Origin of the sequence: Liquorilactobacillus cacaonum DSM 21116 (assembly GCF_001436735.1) — a bacterium.
In the GTDB taxonomy this organism is placed as follows: Bacteria; Bacillota; Bacilli; order Lactobacillales; family Lactobacillaceae; genus Liquorilactobacillus; species Liquorilactobacillus cacaonum.
Genome location: NZ_AYZE01000014.1, coordinates 269,559 through 287,757, shown reverse-complemented (window position 1 = coordinate 287,757; position 18,199 = coordinate 269,559). Strand labels below are relative to the sequence as shown.

Below are 18,199 nucleotides of genomic sequence, written 5' to 3'. Positions count from 1 at the left end.
TTTCAATCTACGAATTTATTTTTTCAAACTGATGATACAATCTTTCAAAAACTGTTACAAATTTTCGTGCTTCTTCAAGGCTATTGTGTTCATCTAGGCTTACACGAATCGCTGAAGTGGCAATTTTTTCTGGAATATTCATTGCATTTAGCGTCCCTGATACAACGTGTTTTTTTGAAGAACATGCACTAGTTGTCGAAAGAAATATGTCTTGTTCCTCAAATGCATGTACGATTGTTTCACCCCGAACTCCATCAATAGTAAAGCATAAGATATGTGGTGCAAAACTAGCAGTCATTTTTGAAAACATTGTAACTTTGGGAAACTGAGTAACAAAATCAAAAATAAACTTCTTTATTTCTAACTGTTTTTTTACTTTCTCATCTTCATTGTTCAACAAAATTCTCAAAGATCTTGCCATTGCCGCTACTGCAGGAAGATTTTCTGTCCCACTTCGTAAATTTTTCTCCTGACCACCGCCACTCATTAGAGGGGCTAACTTACGTCCGCGTCTTTTATACATGAAACCAATCCCACGTGGAGCATGAAATTTATGACCTGAAAATGTTACAAAGTCCACACGATCATTCATTATACTCTGTTGAATTCCTTTGCCAATTCCTTGTACAGCATCAATATGAAAATGAATTTTAGGATACTCCTTTAAAACATCTGCAATCTCATCAATTGGTTGAATCGCTCCAATTTCATTATTCACAGCCATTATTGAAACTAAAATTGTGTCAGGTCTGATTGCTTCTTTTAGACTGCTAACAGACACCTGACCATTCTCATTGACTGGTAGATAAGTTACTTCAAATCCTAACTTTTCAAGTTGTGCCATTGAATTTAAAATTGCTGGATGTTCAACACTTGAAGTGATTAGATGTTTGCCATATATGTGTTTTTCAATAGCTGTTCCCTTAACTACCCAATTATCCCCTTCTGTACCGCCACTAGTAAAATAAATTTCATCTTGTTCCACGCCCATCAAATTTGCAATTTGCAAGCGTGATTGTTCAAGAAGTCCAAATGCCTTTTCACCCAACTCATGTAAAGAAGACGGGTTACCCCAAATCTGACTGCTAACCTTAGAATAGGTTTCTAATGATTCAGGCGCTATTTTTGTAGTTGCACTATTATCAAAATATATCATATTTACCCTTCTTATATCCAAATTATTTTTTACAGTCAAAAACTAAACTCGCAAACCATTTTATAATATACGTCGCTAAAAACAAAGTTGAATTTTAAAATTTTTTTGACGACTAAAAAAACTCAAGCTCTATTGCAAGTACCTAAAAGTATTAAAAAGGACCCGGTCATGGTGGAGTCGACCTGTCCTTTTTTATTATACACAACTTGTATCTTCTAGGTTATTTCTCAAGTTCAATATTCTTTGCAGCCTCAAAACTACTATGACTTAACTTAGTTATTTAACAGGAGTTTGTATTTTACTTGCGTAGTAGTCGTCTTCAATTTTTTTATATGCGCCAGCTTCTACATTATCTACTGCTGTCGCGATTTTTTCAAGACTAGCTGAATAATTATATTCGCGATTGAAAAGACTGTCTGCCTCTGTTGCTGCATCTGCTATTTCTGGATAACGTAAACGATAACGATTAGCATATTGTAACAAACGCTCCGTCAATGATGCACTATCAAGTATATCATTTGTTTTTTCACTAAGCACATCCAAATCAGATTGTGTATCAATTAAAAGCTTTGTTATTTCATCCATATCAATCTTTGTTTGCGCTAATTTATCTGCCAAATCATCAATTTCAGAATTAACCGCATAAAAATAATCCAAATATTCTTTAGACAGTCCCGGTAAATTTAACTTTTCAAGATTTCTTTTTAATGTATGAATATCAAGATCAAAGAGCTTTACAGCTTTATGTGCTTTTTGCTCATCTTCCCATAAGCCTTGTATTCCATCTGCAATTTTAGCTTGTTTTTCTTCAATAGTACCAAGTTCTTTAACCTGTTGTTGCTGTTTAATATCGATATCAGAATAAACGATTGGCAATCTGTTTTCACTTTTTTCTTTATATTCTACAAATTCCTTTTCAATTATTTCTAGGCTCTCATTAATTTCTTGTGCACTTTCCATTTCATTGTGATTGAACGTATAATTTTGATTTAGGCGGTTTAATTCGGCCAATAGTTCTTTTTGATTTTTCCGTGCATGTTTAATAAATTTTTCAAATTTAACCAATCTACTTTGAACACTTTTTTTGGACTTAATCTCCAATTCAAGCTCATCGTACGCTTCATTAATTTTTTGATCTATCTTCTCATCTGTTGTTTTTGCTTCATCAAAATTTAATTCACTCAAATCCACAATATCTGATGCAATTAAAGTTTGAATATCTGTTATCTTTTTCTCAAAATTGGTTTTAAACCCAAAATTATCCATAACTAACTTCTCATATCCGTCTTTAATTTCTGTCACTTGTTCAGGAAAAATATTTTTAACATTTCGATATAATGGTGGAACAACTTTAATTGCCGTTTCTAACAGAACGGTCTCTTTTTTCAATGTTTTTAATATTTCAGCCGATTTCACATAATCTCCAACCTTTGCCATCTCGCTATAGTTATCAAAGGTTTTTTCAATCTCAGATAAATTCTCTTCGAGTTTATCTATACTCGGCCCAAATGAGAAATTTTTTGCAAGTAAAGTTTTACGAATTTTTTGATATTTTTGTTCCAATTCCTTAGTTTTCTTTTGGTGCTCTAAGTTATCTTTTTTAAGTAACTCTAAGGTATTCTTTGTATCTTTTTCAACCTTAGTAGCATTTTGAAGTTTCATTTCAATCAATTTAAGTTCTCGCCTTACTTCAAAGAAACGATAATGTGTGTTAGCATCACTTAATTCTGTTAAATGTTCCGATAATTGTGGTAACTTATGATTTACCATGTATAAATAGTTTTGCTTAGTTTCTTCAAATTGTGCAAGTGAATCACCAGCTAATTTTATTTTTTCAGTACTATTAAACTCTTCATGTATAGTAGAATTAACAAAATTATTTATTTGTTCTTTTTTTTCTTCAATCTCTGAATTGTTTTTCCGCTGTATATAAAAAAAAGAAAAATAAGTTACCACTGCAACAATTACTATTGCACTTAATATTAACGTCATTAAACCCACACTCCTATGTAAAAAAACATTTTGTTTTCTAATTAACAAGCCCATATTATGAATAACTATACCCCAAAATTTAAAATAGGGTTGCTAAATATAGTTTTTCAATCTAAAATCTATTTAATTATATCATAGTATATATTGACATACACTAGATTAGTACACCTAACAGGAGTTTTATAATGGAAAATAAACTTTTAGTATCACAATTAGATGCATTATTGCAAAATGAAACTAATTATATTGCAAACTTAGCAAATGCTTCTGCCCTAATCTTTGAAAGCTTCAAGGAGATCAACTGGGCTGGTTTCTATCTTTATGATTCAACTAACAACGAATTAATTCTTGGACCTTTTCAAGGAAAAGTTGCTTGTATGCACATTGCACTGGGGAAAGGAGTTTGTGGCACATCATTTGAAAGTGGGCAACCTTTGATTGTAAAAAATGTTGCAGAATTCCCTGGACACATCGCTTGTGACGCTGCAAGTCGTTCTGAAATTGTTATCCCATTGATAAAAAATGGGGAAAAAATTGGTGTACTGGATATTGATTCAACAATTGTAAATCGCTTCACTAAAGATGATTGTTCCACACTAAATTCTTTAGTAAAAACATTACTTAATCATTGTAATTAACTTGACTATTAGTAATTAATTCGATACACTGTTTGATGTGTAAAATATGCAGCAGCTTGCGGTAAGCTCGTCAACAGTTAATTGCCTTTTTGGTTCAGTTAGTACCTCTTCGGCTGCAAGAGTGAACATTGCAAAATTAACTGCACGAATACTAAGCAAGCAAGCTTATTTTACTCCAAAACAATTTTATTGGAGGAACTTATTTATGTCTCGTTATACAGGTCCAAGTTGGAAAGTATCACGTCGTTTAGGAATTTCATTGACTGGTACAGGTAAAGAATTAGCTCGTCGTCCATATGCTCCAGGACAACATGGTCAAAATAATCGTCGTAAGTTATCTGAATATGGTTTACAATTACGTGAAAAGCAAAAGCTTCGTATGATTTATGGCCTTTCAGAACGCCAATTCTCAAACCTTTTCAAACGTGCTGGTAAGATTCGTCAAGGTCGTCATGGTGACAACTTCATGATTCTTCTAGAACAACGTTTAGATAATGTTGTTTACCGTTTAGGATTAGCTACAACTCGTCGTCAATCACGTCAGTTGGTTAATCATGGTCACATTACAGTTAATGGCAAGCGCGTTGATATTCCTTCATATGAAGTTTCTGTAGGTGATGTTATTTCATTACGTGAAAAGTCAAAGAATCTACAAATCGTTAAGGATGCTCTTGAGGCAATTGTAGGTCGTCCACAATTTGTAACATTCGATGAAAACAAGCTCGAAGGTTCACTTGTTCGTTTACCAGAACGTGAAGAACTTGAAGCTGAAGTTGATGAAGCTCTTATCGTTGAATACTACAACAAACTTTAATAATTGGCTTTTGTCAATATGGTCAGATTCTCCTTTTGAATCTGGCTTTTTTATTTCTCTCTTTACTCAACTTTTTTATTTTTTAAATGTTATACTTTTAATGGATTGAAAGGAGAATATCTATGTTAAAACCATTAGCCTTTCGCATGCGCCCTCAAAATATTAATGATGTAGTTGGCCAACAACATTTAGTTGGACCTGGAAAAATTATTAGGAGAATGGTGGATGCTAAGCTTTTATCCTCAATGATTCTGTATGGTCCTCCAGGAACTGGCAAAACCAGTATTGCAAGCGCAATAGCAGGTTCAACAAAATATGCATTCAGAATACTTAATGCTGCAACTGATTCAAAAAAAGAATTAGAAGTCGTGGTAGAAGAAGCAAAAATGAGTGGTACTGTCATCTTATTGTTAGATGAAATCCATCGACTGACTAAACCAAAACAAGACTTTTTATTACCCCATCTTGAAAGTGGACGTATCATTTTGATTGGGGCAACTACAGAAAATCCGTATATTGCAATTAATCCTGCTATCAGAAGTCGAACACAAATTTTTGAAGTCAAACCACTCAGTGAAAATGATATAAAAAAAGCGATAAATCGTGCACTCAATGATAAAGAAAATGGTTTTGGCAACATCAACGTGGTACTAGATGAAAATGCCCTTATACATTTAAGCCGCGCTACTCATGGTGACTTGCGCAGTTCACTAAATGCACTTGAACTAGCAGTGAAGTCCACCCCTAGTGAATCTGAGATTATTAAAATTACATTGCCAATTGTTGAAGAATGCTTACAACATAAAGCATTGGTCCAAGATAAAGATGGTGATGCTCATTATGACGTAATCTCAGCTTTTCAAAAATCAATTCGTGGTTCCGATGCAAATGCAGCTCTTCATTATCTTGCCCGTCTCCTTGCCTCGGGTGACTTAATTAGTGCAAATCGTCGGCTTTTAACGATTGCCTATGAGGATGTAGGACTGGCAAATCCTCAAGCTGCTGCAAGAACTGTCGAAGCAGTCACTGCAGCAGAGAAAATTGGTTTACCAGAAGCAAGAATCCCTTTAGCTGTAGCTGTGATTGATCTTTGCCTTTCGCCCAAATCAAATTCTGCATTAAATGCAATTGATAGTGCATTAACAGATATTGAAAGTGGTAATTACGGTGAAATTCCAGCACATTTACGAGATGCACATTATAAAGGTGCATCTAGTCTTGGACGTGGAAAAGATTACCTTTATCCTCATAACTTTGCACACGATTGGGTAGCACAGCAATATCTTCCCGATAAAATAAAGACTAAAGAATATTATCAACCTAAACAAAATGGTCGTTACGAAACTGCGCTTGAGGAACAATATAGACGGCTCAATAAAATGCAAAAGCACATATAGTAATCGCTTTCATTGAAATTCAAGAGTTTTGATGTTAAAATATAAGCATAATCTGAAATGTACGCGTTGTCTCATAATGTAAAGTTGACCGAACGCCTATATACCTTGGCTTTTGAAATATTCATTAGCTAACAAGCCCTTTTAGGGAAGTTAAAAAATGAATTATCATAAACCACTTACTTGAACTTGCGGGTTCAACTACAGAGACGATTAACGGCATTAGACGGATTCCAAAGTTTTCTTTGGATAAAAAGAGGATTCGGATCAGAATTATATTTTGATCTGATTCCTTATTTGTTTTGTGCAACAATACTCTATGGTTTACGATACTATTGGATATTGTCTTGAACATTTTTTCTAAAAACTAAATTTAGCTGAGGATTTATGATGATCGATTTATTAATAAATTTATTTCTTTTTATATTGGGTACACTCTTACTGTGTATCGGTTTGTATTTGCTCATGCATACCAAAAGAGCCTTCATGTATTTTCATCCTGAAAAACACAAGGATTTACAAATCATTCTTAGAGTAGTTGGAATTATTTTACTTATATTATCCTTCTTAACTTTTACGACTATCTTCTTTAAGAGTCCCATCTATCTCTCTTTGATTATCATTTTTGATGTGGTTATCATTCCTATTTTTCCAATTTTATCATTAAGTTATATTGAGAACTAATTCACAAAAATTGCTGTTTTCTTTAATATTATAAAAATATGGAGTAAAATTGAATTGAAAGAAGAAAGGGTGATTTGTATGTTACAACAATATAAAAACATTTTAGTTCCTGTTGATGGATCAAAGGAGGCTGAATTAGCTTTCAAGAAAGCAGTTGCCGTGACAAAAAGAAATGGCAAAGATGCTCATTTACACTTACTTCATGTTGTTGATACGCGTGCATTTCAAAATATCTCAAGTTATGATACTAGTATGGTTGATGAAGTAGTTGCAACAGCTAAGAAAAAGATTGAAATCTATGTTGATGAAGCTAAAGAAGCCGGCATCGAAAACATTGAATACTCAATTGAGTATGGTGCACCGAAAACAATTATTGCAAAAGAAAAACCCGCTGAATTGAAAACTGATTTAATTATGATTGGTGCAACTGGTTTGAATGCAGTTGAACGTTTACTACTTGGTTCAGTCACTGAATATGTTACAAGATCTGCAAATTGTGATGTACTTGTTGTTAGAACTGATTTAGATAATAAACAGCCTCAGAACTAATTTGTTTATCCCCATCCCCAAAATATAATAATTAAAAATAGATGCGTCTAACAAATCGTCATAGATAAAAAAGAAACTAAGTCAGAATTATTATCTGATTTAGTTCCTTTTTTTATTATGAGATACGCGTTTTTTTGGCAATACAGTCTATCAAATGATCATCAACCATACCTATTGATTGCATAAAAGAATAAATGATTGTTGGGCCAACAAATACAAACCCATTATTTTTCATATCTTTTGCTATTTTTTGAGAGATTGATGTTTGAGTTGGTACTTCTTCGCCAAATTTCCAAAAATTTTTGACTTGCTTATCTCCAACAAAATCCCAAAGATAACTTCCAAAATCAAATCCAGTCTCTTCTTTTAATCTACATAAGTTTTGTGCATTTTTTATGATAGCACGAATTTTTCGTTGGTTGCGGATAATCTCCTTATTTTCGAGCAATTGCTGAATATTATCTTCTGTCATTTTTGATATCTTTTGTACGTCAAAGTTATCAAAAGCTATTTTAAAGGCTGCTCTTTTTTTCAAAATTACTTCCCACTTTAAACCGGCTTGCATTATTTCAAGCGAAAGCAATTCAAATAAAACCTGTTCTTCTTTTTTCGGGATCCCCCACTCTTCATCATGATACTTCATTAATAAATCATTACCAACTGACCATGGACACCTCATCTAATCCCCCCTTTAATTATAAAAAATACGCAAAATATATCAATTTTAATTTTCTATAAATAAAAGGAGCCAGGTCAAAATTTAATTTTGAAACGACTCCCTCTCTAAAATATCAAATTAAATAAAATGTTAGTTCTTTTTTTCAGGTAACTTTTCTGCTCCCAAATCAACAAAATCATAATGAAGTTTTGCATTATCATTAAACTCTTCAATCGCTAGTTCAATTAGTTGATCAATCAAATCACTATATTCTATCCCCGAAACAGCCCATAATTGCGGATATAATGAAATATTAGTGAATCCAGGTAAAGTGTTAACTTCGCCAAAATAAGGAACATTATTGCTATCAACAAGAAAATCCATCCTTGCTAAACCACGGTTTCCAAGTACTCTGAAAGCATCTAAGGACATTTGTTTTATTTCAGCAGTCAAATCAGCTGGTAAGTCAACTGGCATTTGGAACTCCACCCCAGATGCATCTACAAATTTATTGTTATAATCGTAGAAAACATCATCGTCTGGAATTTTGATTGCACCTAACTTAGAAGCTTTTGTATTACGGTTTCCTAAAACTGAACACTCAACCTCACGTGGATGATCAATAGCTTCTTCAACAAGTAGTTTGAAATCGTAGTAAAAACCTTCTTTTACAGCATCATCAAATTCTTGCTTATTGTCAACTTTGTAAATTCCAACTGAAGACCCTTGACGAGCTGGTTTTACAAACAAAGTCTCACCAAGTTTCTCACTACATCTTTCATAAGTATAATAGTCCTTATTCTCTGGAGTAACTACAACATATTTGGTGTTACGAATTCCATGATAAGTTAACAATTGTTTCGTTAAATCTTTGTCAAACGAAACACCTGAAGAAGCAACTCCACTACCAATCCAAGGCTTGTTCAACAACCTGAATAATCCTTGAACAGTCCCATCTTCTCCCATGTTGCCATGAATTACTGGATAAAACACATCAATGTCTTTTACTTCAGAAATATTTTGGATATTTGCAAGTGGATTAGAAAAATCAACATTGGCAATTGCTTTTGCAACTACTTCATCTTCATCTTCTCCATTAAATATCTTCATTGAATCTTCATTGCCTAACAAGTAACCACTTTTAGTGAACATGAACACTGATACATCATATTTATCTTTATCCATTCCATCATAAATATTGTGTGCTGAACGTTTAGAGACAGCATGTTCTGAAGAGTTACCTCCAAAAAATAATGCGATGTGTAATTTCTTTTTTTCCATGAAAACTTCCCATTCCTATTAGTTATCTTATTATACGGTTTTTCTATTATACGATAATATAAAAATATTAGAATATCAAAAGTATCTCAATATCTTATAAAATATTACCATGATTAATTGATTTTGTCAGTTTATAAACACAAAAAAAGTTACCCGATTTTTGCAAACAAGTATATGAAAATGGCACATGCTAATTTTTCTGATTGCTTAGAAAATGTAAATTAAAACATCTTTCAATCTTTCTTTACACAATCTTTTCTTTAAAAAAAAGGTAAAAATTGTTAGTATTAATGTAGTAACAAAATATTGAGGTGAGTATTGTGGCAAAAAAACTTTATGGCATTATTTATATGACTCCAAGACAAATCAAGCTTTCTATTATTGACTTAAGTGATTTTTCCATTATTGAAAATGTTTCGTCTAATTTTTATAGTAACCACACCTACGAATACCAACAAAACATTCAAGCAATTGTTATTGCGCTTAACGGTTTTTTGCGTGTTTTAAAAGAATATGGCGTTAAAAGTTACCGTTTCTGGGGAAACCAACAATCATTAGATGAAATTAGTGCCCGGTACCTAAGCGAACAAATTTATGTTAGAACTACCTTACGGGTTCGGTGGCTCAATACAAGTCAGCTAACATATTATAAGGCCATCGCAATTGTCACACATTTAGATAACTTTAAAAAAATTAGTTCATCACTAACTTTTTTATTAAGTCTCGGCTCTGAACGAGTCTCATTATCTCAATTTAGTAATCAAAAATTTACATCAACTTGGAATATCGACCTAGGTTCAGCACAACTTTATGATGTTAACTCAGCTCTAAAACCGACTGCTAGTAACCCAACTGCCGTAATTGATGATTACATTGGAAGTAAACTAGAACACCTAAAGCATGTTTTTGCAAATCAAGCAAAGCCATCTAATCTCATATTGCAAGATGCAATAGTAATAAATAAAAAATTTATTCCTGAAGGCTCGACTTCGTATAGCATGAGTCTTGAAGAATTTGTTCAACTGTATCAAAAGGTTACAAATGCTTCTGATCAGTTTTTGATGGATTATTTTGAAATAGATGAAAATACGATAACAAATGTTGCCTCATATTTTTTGTTATTATATAAAATTGTTAAATTAACTAATACTAAAAATATAATTCTAACAAATATTACTGTGTCTGATGGTCTTGCTATTGAGCGAGCCCAGCGAACTGGTATAAAAAACCAGAACTTTGACGAATTAATATTAACCACTGCAGAAAATATGGCTACACGTTATCTCACCAGTAAATCCCACAGAGAAAATGTTATGGCAATTGCATTACATCTATTTGATCAATTAAGAAAATTACATCATCTGGGTAAACGTGAGCGCTTGCTTTTACAAGTTTCTTGTATCCTCGCTGATATTGGGAATTATATTAATCAGCAAGGGCACTATAATCATTCAGCATACATTTTAGAATCAACCAAACTTATCGGATTGTCTAATGCTGAAAATCAAATTATTGCTGAAATTGCACGATATCATAGTAGCGAATCTCCTTCGTCAACTGAAACTCATTTTCAAAATTTAGATCCTGACGTTCAAATGAAGGTTGCTAAGTTAGCAGCATTCTTGAGAATCGCAGATGCTTTAGATGATTCACGTGAAGAAAAAATCCATAAAATATCAGTATCATTGCGTGAAAAGGAATTAATCATTTTTGCATATTCAAATCAAAATATTTCATTAGAACAGTGGTCTTTTACTAATAAATCTGAACTCTTTGAAAAAGTTTTTGGGATAAAAGCAATTTTAAAACAGCGGAGGCAATTACAATGAGTAAATTTGATAAGCATAGTTACTTTAAAAACCGTGAATTAAGTTGGTTGGAATTCAATGAACGTGTTCTTGAAGAAGCTCGTGAACCGGAGAACCCTCTTCTTGAGCGAGTAAATTTTCTAGGAATCACTCAAAGTAATGTTGATGAATTCTTTATGGTTAGAGTTGCATCTTTAAATAAAATGTATTCTGTAAATATTAAATCCACTGATGCTTCTGGCCTAACCCCGAAAGAACAAATTGATAAAATCAATGAAAAAGAACAGGAAATGGTTACGAGACGTTATACGACATACAATCGTTCAATTATTCCTCAATTGGAAAAAAATAATATTAAGATATTCAAGCCTTTTGAAGTAACAGAAGAACAATATAAATTCATTAAGCGCTATTTTAATGATGAATTATATCCTGTATTAACACCTTTAGCTGATGATTCTTCACGCCCTTTTCCATTTATTAGTAATAACTCTTTAAATATTGCAGTTCGACTTCATGTAAAGGATAATAAAAAAAATCGTCGCTTTGCAACTGTAAGGATTCCAGATGTTTTTGCAAGAATTATTAAACTTCCCCATGCAGAGAATTCATTCATATTGCTTGAAGATATAATCAAAGAATTTATTGGCACACTCTTCATTGGATATAAAGTTAGTGATGCTTCTACTTATCGTGTTATTCGTGATATGGATTTAGATGTCGCTGAAGAAGATACCTCCGATTTATTAAGAGAGGTCCAAAAGCAGCTTAAAAAACGTGAACACGGTGGTGTGATGCGCCTTGAGATAGAAAGCACAATGCATAGTCACCTTAAGGCACGCTTGATTCAGACTTTGGATGTGGAAAAAAATGCAGTTTATGAGATTAATGGGCCTGTTGATTTAACTTTCCTAAAAAAATTTCCAAGTTTAATTGATGGTCATGAAGATTTAAGATATTCAAAATTCACACCTTTTGTTGATCCGGCTTTGAAAAACAGCAAAAATATTTTTTCTGCAATTAGAAAAAAAGATATTTTTATGCAACACCCGTATGATTCTTTTGGTTCCGTTGTAGATTTTATTGGTCAAGCAGCCGCTGATCCCAATGTTTTAGCAATAAAAATGACGTTATACCGAGTTTCTGGGAAATCACCAATTATTAACTATTTAGGTCAAGCAGCGCAACACGGAAAACAAGTAACAGTTTTAGTTGAAGTCAAAGCCAGATTTGATGAAGAAAATAATGTACGTTGGGCAAAACAACTTGAAAAAATGGGTTGCCATGTTATTTATGGTCTTGTTGGTTTAAAAACTCATTGTAAAATTGCACTTGTTATCCGCCATGATGAAGATGGAATTCGGCGATACATCCACCTTGGTACTGGTAATTACAATGATGTGACTGCAAATTTTTATACTGACATGGGAATTATTACTGCAAATGGAGATATCGGTATAGATGCCTCAAATTTATTTAATATGTTATCTGGCTATTCAGAACCTCCCTATTTTCATAAATTACATATTTCCCCTAATCGTATTCGAACTTTTATTGATAAAAAAATTGACGATGAAATACGTGCTGCCAAAGCTGGTCATAAAGCAGCAATAAAAATGAAAATGAACTCTTTGTCTGATCAAAAAATAATTGAAAAACTTTATGAGGCTTCAGTAGCGGGAGTTAAAATTGAATTGATTATTCGCGGAATATGTTGTTTAAAAACAGATATTCCTGGAATTAGCGATAATATTGAAGTTCATTCAATTGTTGGTCGTTTTCTTGAACATAGTCGTATTTATTATTTTTATAATGAAGGAAATGAAGATGTTTACCTTTCTAGTGCTGATATGATGACCCGCAATTTGAACAGACGTGTTGAATTGCTTTTCCCAGCATTAGATGAAACTATAAAACACAAAATAATTTCAATTTTTGCGACAATGTGGGATGATAATGTCAAGACACGCATTTTACGCGGTGAGCTATTCACACATGTAGATCGTCGTGGCCATGTAAGTCATAATTCACAAGAGTACTTTATTGAAGAAGCAAAGCAAAAAAATCAATTATTATTAGCGCAGCAACGTGCAGAAACAAAGAAACCATCAACTTTTATTCCAATGATGCACCATGATGATTCTCCGCAACTGCCTAGTAATGGTGAGGAGGAATAATTTATGATTAACTTTGCGGTGATTGACCTTGGTTCCAATTCAGTTCGAATGACCATAACCCAAATTACTAACGACGGGAACACGAAGGTTACTCACCAATTAAAAGAAATGGTAAGACTCTCAGAAAATATGGGTGACCAAAAGGTTCTTCAAGAAGGACCAATTAATCGTACACTTGGTGCCTTGGAAGATTTCGAAAAAGTCTACAAAGATCTTCCCAATCTTCATATTGAGGCCCTAGCAACCGCGGCTGTTCGCGTTGCAACTAATCAGAGCGAATTCTTACAATTGGTAAAAGAGAAAATCGGCATTGAGTTTAAAGTAATTACTGGAAAACAAGAAGCTTATTTAGACTTTCTAGGTGTAACTCGTACTCTAAATGTCGGTAGAGATTGTTTAATTATAGATACTGGCGGGGCAAGTACTGAACTCATCCTAGTAAAAAAAGGAGAAATAGCTCACCTAATAAGTTTACCCTTTGGCTCTGTTACAATCTCTCAGGACTTTAATCTAGATGATAAAATAAAACCCTCTGATCTTTTTCTGGCCATGACCGAAGTTGAAAAAAGCCTAACTGATATTGATTGGTTAATTGATGCACACAAAACTAATCTGGTGGTCCTAGGTGGTAGTAATCGTACATTAGCAAAAATAGCACGCCGAAAAGTTGATGCAGAGAATCCACCAGCTATCCATGGCTTCACATTAAGTAGTTCTAAAGCATTTGATATCTTTGCTGAACTAGTCGATTTAGACAAAAATGAACGTGAAAAGATTCCAGGTCTTGCAAAGGCACGAGCAGATGTGATTATTGGTGGCCTCACTCCCATCTCCTTAATTATGCGGGCATTACATATTACGCAGATACTTTTTTCAAATCACGGTTTACGTGAAGGTGCCCTTTTTGATTATATTGATAATAACAATCAATTCAATTAGTTACTTGATTTTGTAAAAAAGCTTTAAGAGGTTAGTATATTAAAAAGAGTAGTTAGTTCAAAAGTGAATTTTGAACTAACTACTCTTTTTATTCATGCTTGACTAGATACTATAGTTCTAACACTGCATCCCCTTTTTTTATTGTAGCAATCATATTACTAGCCATATCTCCAAATTTACCACCAGAATGTGAGACATTATAACGGCTAATATCTAATGCACATAAAAATAATAGACAGCGCTGTAATTCATTGCTTGGAACTTCAAATTGAAATATTTCTTCGTAACCTTTCAAAAATTGATTTCTCAGATTGATATCGCGAACTTCATTGTAAAAAAATTTGATGAAGTCTTGATAGCTTGTACCAATGTGTGAACGTTCAAAATCAATTAAAATATCTTGACCCTCACATTCCATAATGTTACGAACACTAAAGTCACCATGTAAAACAACTTTTGGAAGCTGATCATATTCCAAGTCACTTTTATCAAAATCAGATTTTAAAAGTTCAAGCACTTCTTTGGCATCATTATAGTACAAACTTTCTTTAAGTTGATTAACTCTATTCATTAGTTGATGAGATAAGGGCAACCTAGTATCTTCAACTGAGACATTACCTGTGACTTTTGCATGAAAATTGCCCAGTAGCCTCCCATATTTGTATGCTAACTCATCGGTCATTTCACGTGTATCAATATCACTTAATTCTCGATCTCTTAGTGTGACAACATAATTATCTTCAAAGATTACACTGTCCAAATAAACCTCAGGATAATAAAACTGGTTAACATGTTGTTCTGCATAAAACATCGCTTTTTCCTTGAAGATTTTAACAAAAAGTGGTCCATGAAAAACTTTACTATTTCCGACTAAATGCTGATTTCCAGCTACATCGTGGATTGTTTTTAAATCTGCTTGATAATAGTCATTCAAAAAATCAATAAGCATCTCTTCATCCCCTTAAATCAAAATCAGATGTACTGTTTTATATCGATATATTAAATATCACTAGTTTAATTATTTGTTAGCTTACCGATTTCAGTATATCATAGTATTAAGATTCCGATTACACTTGAATTACTAACTTACACTTTTTAGGAGGATTTATGCAAAAAACTAAATTATTAAGTGCTCTTTCTTATTTTTCCATCATTTTCGCTCCCTTTATCTTTCCAATTATTGTGTGGTTTGTCTGTGCTGATGAACCAATAATTCGGAAACATGCAAAAAGAGCTTTCTTACTTCACCTTTTACCAATCATTCTAACTTTTATAGGTATCATTTTAGTTGGAACAACCGGAATTATGACAGAACATGCACAATTAACCAGTTGGACAGCGATTTTAACAATTGGCGTGGTATTACTAATCGATTTTATCGTGTTTATCTATAATATCTATAAAGGAATTAAAATCATCATTCAAGATTAAGAAAAAAATAAAATATACACTTGACATCTTGTGCGATTATTACTAGAATACGATTAGAAACTTCATACGAATATTAAACGTTGATTAGGAAAGTAACTAACAGACGCCATTCAGAGAGTCATCGGTTGGTGCAAGATGATTAGGTATACGTTAATGAAAATCACCTATGAGTTGTAGATTGAATTTAAGTAGATTCTACTGGGTACTCCCATTACAGAGACAACAAATTGTTGTGTTAGTTTGTTTAAGGTACTTGTAATTAGTCAAGTATAAAAAAAGGTGGTACCACGTTTATAACGTCCTTTAGCAGGTAAATTCCTGTTGAAGGACTTTTTTTATTCGTAAATATTAAAATGAAAAGAGATGAGGATTCATGGATGATCCAAGTGGCATTATTAAAATTAACAAAAAAACTCAGATTAATTCAAAACTGGATTCTCATCCATATTGGTGAGAAATCCACAATAATAAAGGAGATTATCACAATGGAAAAACAACAAACAAAATTAGCATTAACAAAAACTGAAGACTTACTTGCCAAAACATTGTATAAAGCATATTCAACAAATAAATCACTTGATATAGCAGATTGGACTAATAAGGTCACTGATGAAGAAGGTGCATACCATGTACAAAGTCAACTAATGGAATTGAAAAATGAAGCGGTTGGTGGTTATAAAGTTTCACTAACAAGCGAAGAAACACAAAAAATGTTTGATTCTCATTCACCATTATATGGTGCTCAGGTAGAAAGTCGTTTTTTACGTTCACCTGCTACTTTTTCTCTCAATAAGATGCTAGAACCACTTGTCGAAGTGGAATTGGTTTTTCGTGTTGAAAAAGAATTGACTAATGCTGACTCATTGGAAGAACTCATGCAAAAAACTAGTGTAGCAGGTGCGCTCGAAGTACCTGATTGTCGGTTCAAAGACTGGTTTCCTAGTCTTGAAAAAAATCTTGTTGTTTCAGATGCTGCTGTGGGTGGACTTGTTGTTGTAGGTGATTTATTTCCCACAACAGTTGTCTTTGAAAATGTGAAATCAGTTGCAAATGTTCATTGCACACTAAGATTTGAATCTGAAACACTTAAAAAAGGACATTCTTCAGAAGTTTTAGGAAATCCTTTAAATTCTCTGCAGTGGCTTGTTACTAAATTGCAACAACATGGAAAAAAGTTATCAGTTGGCCAATATGTTTCAACAGGAACATTTATATTACCTCCAAAATTAAAAGAAGGCACCTGGGTCACCCGCTTCGATAATGGTTTAGGTGAAGTTAAATTAACTGTCACAAAATAACAAAGCAAAATAAAGCTAAGATGGCTATGGTGCTCTAGTCCAAATTATGGAAGATTTTGATTATCTAATAGTGTAACTAGCGTAGCTTAGTAAAGATATATTTTTAATAAAACGAGTCTAGGTTTTTTTACCCCAGACTCGTTTATTATGCCTATACCTATGATATATCTTAAAATTCTGCTATGCTATTTGCTAATCTACTGAATTATCTGACTCTTTTTTATTATGTTCTTTCTTTCTAGTAGTAGCTAAATTTTGAAGTTTTTGAATCATTTGCTTTTGTGCTGGTTTTTTTGACTTGAAAGTTATTGCGATTTTGCCAGCAACTTCATATTTACCTGCAAAATAGCTAGCAAAATACGCATCAAATTTATTTAGAACATACTTGCGGTTCTTCTTTCTGCCATTTTTATTGAGTAGCGTGAATTGCATATATGCATTCTTAGCATCCTCATAACGATTAAGTTCAAGTAATGATAAGATACGATAAGGAGTAGCATAAGAGCTAATTATTTTCTTAAAAACCGTTTTTTCAAAAATCTGGATACATTGTTCATATTCACCAACATGATATAACGCAAACACTAGGTGTTCTTCGAAAATTTGGGATGTGATTGTCCGATCATAAGGAAGACTATAGATCTCCTTGATAAATAAAATAACTTCTGCATAATCTCCATTTAAGAGTTTTTCCTTAATACGCAAAACTTCTTTTATTCTTGACTTCATAAAAGAAATAATACTTGCTACTTCCCAAATTAAAATAAGATAACTTAACCAGAATAGATTTTGCCATACAATAATTATCAAAAAAGCAACCAATAAAATTATATTGATGTTTGCAAAGATAAAGAAATGACTTTTATAACGATTTTGAACATATGTCTGAAAAAGCTGAATACTATTTTTTCGACTATTTTCAAATTTTGACATTTCTAACCCATTGACTACGACACTAAAGTCAGCTTGATGCTTATTTCGTTTACGTTTTAAAAAATTAAATATGTTAATCAACACCAATAAAAGAAAAGGAACTAAAAAAATAAGTAATAAATTAACGGGTAAATATCTTGAAAAATAAAGTGTTCCACCAAAACAAGCAATACAGATAGATAATTCTGTGAGAAAAGTTTTTTTGTATGTCATCTCCCAAAATTTTCTAGTACTCTCAGAAAACTTTTTTTCTTTGGCAAACAAGTTGGCAAAAATTAAAAAGAATAATTGACCGACACATAGCGCACAAACCAACGCTAGTATACCTTGGTTGATGCTTTGGTATTCAAACAATAGTACTAATGCATTATATAAATAAAAACTTGAAAATACAGCTACAAAACATCCAATTATGATTCTCGCAGTTTTAATCATGAATTATCACCT

At 32.7% G+C, this 18,199-nt stretch carries 15 protein-coding genes and 1 other annotated feature; of the genes, 9 read left to right on the top strand and 6 right to left on the bottom strand.

Annotation, left to right across the window (positions count from 1 at the left end; genetic code table 11):
* Positions 1–7: 7 nt before the first annotated feature.
* The gene (locus tag FC80_RS05270) at positions 8–1,156 is read right to left on the bottom strand and encodes a cysteine desulfurase family protein (RefSeq protein WP_057829087.1); all 1,149 of its coding nucleotides are present in this window, start codon (positions 1,154–1,156) and stop codon (positions 8–10) included.
* A 276-nt stretch (positions 1,157–1,432) separates the two neighbouring features.
* A complete protein-coding gene (locus FC80_RS05265) occupies positions 1,433–3,148 on the bottom strand; it encodes a septation ring formation regulator EzrA (RefSeq protein WP_057829086.1) in 1,716 nt (571 codons plus the stop codon).
* A gap of 185 nt (positions 3,149–3,333) precedes the next feature.
* On the opposite strand from FC80_RS05265, the gene FC80_RS05260 reads away from it, so the two are divergent.
* The 4 genes from FC80_RS05260 to FC80_RS05245 all read left to right on the top strand — a co-directional run bounded on the left by FC80_RS05260 (position 3,334) and on the right by FC80_RS05245 (position 7,227).
* Positions 3,334–3,786: a GAF domain-containing protein gene (locus tag FC80_RS05260; protein WP_057829085.1), complete on the top strand. Its 453-nt coding sequence runs from the start codon at positions 3,334–3,336 to the stop codon at positions 3,784–3,786.
* Between the two features lie 205 nt (positions 3,787–3,991).
* A complete protein-coding gene (gene rpsD / locus FC80_RS05255; RefSeq protein WP_057829084.1) occupies positions 3,992–4,600 on the top strand; it encodes a 30S ribosomal protein S4 in 609 nt (202 codons plus the stop codon).
* A 122-nt stretch (positions 4,601–4,722) separates the two neighbouring features.
* Positions 4,723–5,997, top strand: coding sequence for a replication-associated recombination protein A (locus tag FC80_RS05250; protein WP_057829083.1), 1,275 nt, complete (start codon positions 4,723–4,725; stop codon positions 5,995–5,997).
* A 759-nt stretch (positions 5,998–6,756) separates the two neighbouring features.
* Positions 6,757–7,227, top strand: a complete 471-nt coding sequence (locus tag FC80_RS05245) for a universal stress protein (protein ID WP_057829348.1) — start codon at positions 6,757–6,759, stop codon at positions 7,225–7,227.
* Between the two features lie 115 nt (positions 7,228–7,342).
* Here FC80_RS05245 and FC80_RS05240 read toward each other — a convergent pair whose 3' ends face one another.
* Both FC80_RS05240 and FC80_RS05235 read right to left on the bottom strand, forming a co-directional pair.
* The gene (locus FC80_RS05240) at positions 7,343–7,906 is read right to left on the bottom strand and encodes a DNA-3-methyladenine glycosylase I (RefSeq protein ID WP_057829082.1); all 564 of its coding nucleotides are present in this window, start codon (positions 7,904–7,906) and stop codon (positions 7,343–7,345) included.
* Positions 7,907–8,035: 129 nt separating this feature from the next.
* A complete protein-coding gene (locus tag FC80_RS05235) occupies positions 8,036–9,166 on the bottom strand; it encodes a D-alanine--D-alanine ligase family protein (protein ID WP_057829081.1) in 1,131 nt (376 codons plus the stop codon).
* Between the two features lie 320 nt (positions 9,167–9,486).
* On the opposite strand from FC80_RS05235, the gene FC80_RS05230 reads away from it, so the two are divergent.
* The 3 genes from FC80_RS05230 to FC80_RS05220 are packed head-to-tail and all read left to right on the top strand — an operon-like array spanning position 9,487 to position 14,090.
* A complete protein-coding gene (locus tag FC80_RS05230; RefSeq protein WP_057829080.1) occupies positions 9,487–10,995 on the top strand; it encodes a hypothetical protein in 1,509 nt (502 codons plus the stop codon).
* Positions 10,992–13,151, top strand: a complete 2,160-nt coding sequence (locus tag FC80_RS05225) for an RNA degradosome polyphosphate kinase (RefSeq protein ID WP_057829079.1) — start codon at positions 10,992–10,994, stop codon at positions 13,149–13,151. Before FC80_RS05230 ends, FC80_RS05225 begins: the two co-directional genes overlap by 4 nt.
* 3 nt (positions 13,152–13,154) lie before the next feature.
* Positions 13,155–14,090 carry a Ppx/GppA family phosphatase gene (locus tag FC80_RS05220; RefSeq protein ID WP_057829078.1) on the top strand — a complete coding sequence of 312 codons (936 nt, stop codon included), beginning with the start codon at positions 13,155–13,157 and terminating at the stop codon, positions 14,088–14,090.
* A gap of 109 nt (positions 14,091–14,199) precedes the next feature.
* Here FC80_RS05220 and FC80_RS05215 read toward each other — a convergent pair whose 3' ends face one another.
* Positions 14,200–15,039, bottom strand: a complete 840-nt coding sequence (locus FC80_RS05215; protein WP_057829077.1) for an aminoglycoside phosphotransferase family protein — start codon at positions 15,037–15,039, stop codon at positions 14,200–14,202.
* Positions 15,040–15,197: 158 nt separating this feature from the next.
* On the opposite strand from FC80_RS05215, the gene FC80_RS05210 reads away from it, so the two are divergent.
* Positions 15,198–15,521: a magnetosome magnetite crystal formation protein family gene (locus FC80_RS05210; protein WP_057829076.1), complete on the top strand. Its 324-nt coding sequence runs from the start codon at positions 15,198–15,200 to the stop codon at positions 15,519–15,521.
* Between the two features lie 71 nt (positions 15,522–15,592).
* Positions 15,593–15,828: a binding site (T-box leader), on the top strand.
* 178 nt (positions 15,829–16,006) lie between these two features.
* Positions 16,007–16,819: a 2-keto-4-pentenoate hydratase gene (locus FC80_RS05205; RefSeq protein WP_057829075.1), complete on the top strand. Its 813-nt coding sequence runs from the start codon at positions 16,007–16,009 to the stop codon at positions 16,817–16,819.
* Between the two features lie 192 nt (positions 16,820–17,011).
* Here the strand turns inward: FC80_RS05205 and FC80_RS05200 are convergent, their stop codons facing one another.
* Entirely contained in the window at positions 17,012–18,187 is a 1,176-nt protein-coding gene (locus FC80_RS05200) for a hypothetical protein (RefSeq protein WP_057829074.1), read from the bottom strand.
* Positions 18,188–18,199: the final 12 nt, after the last annotated feature.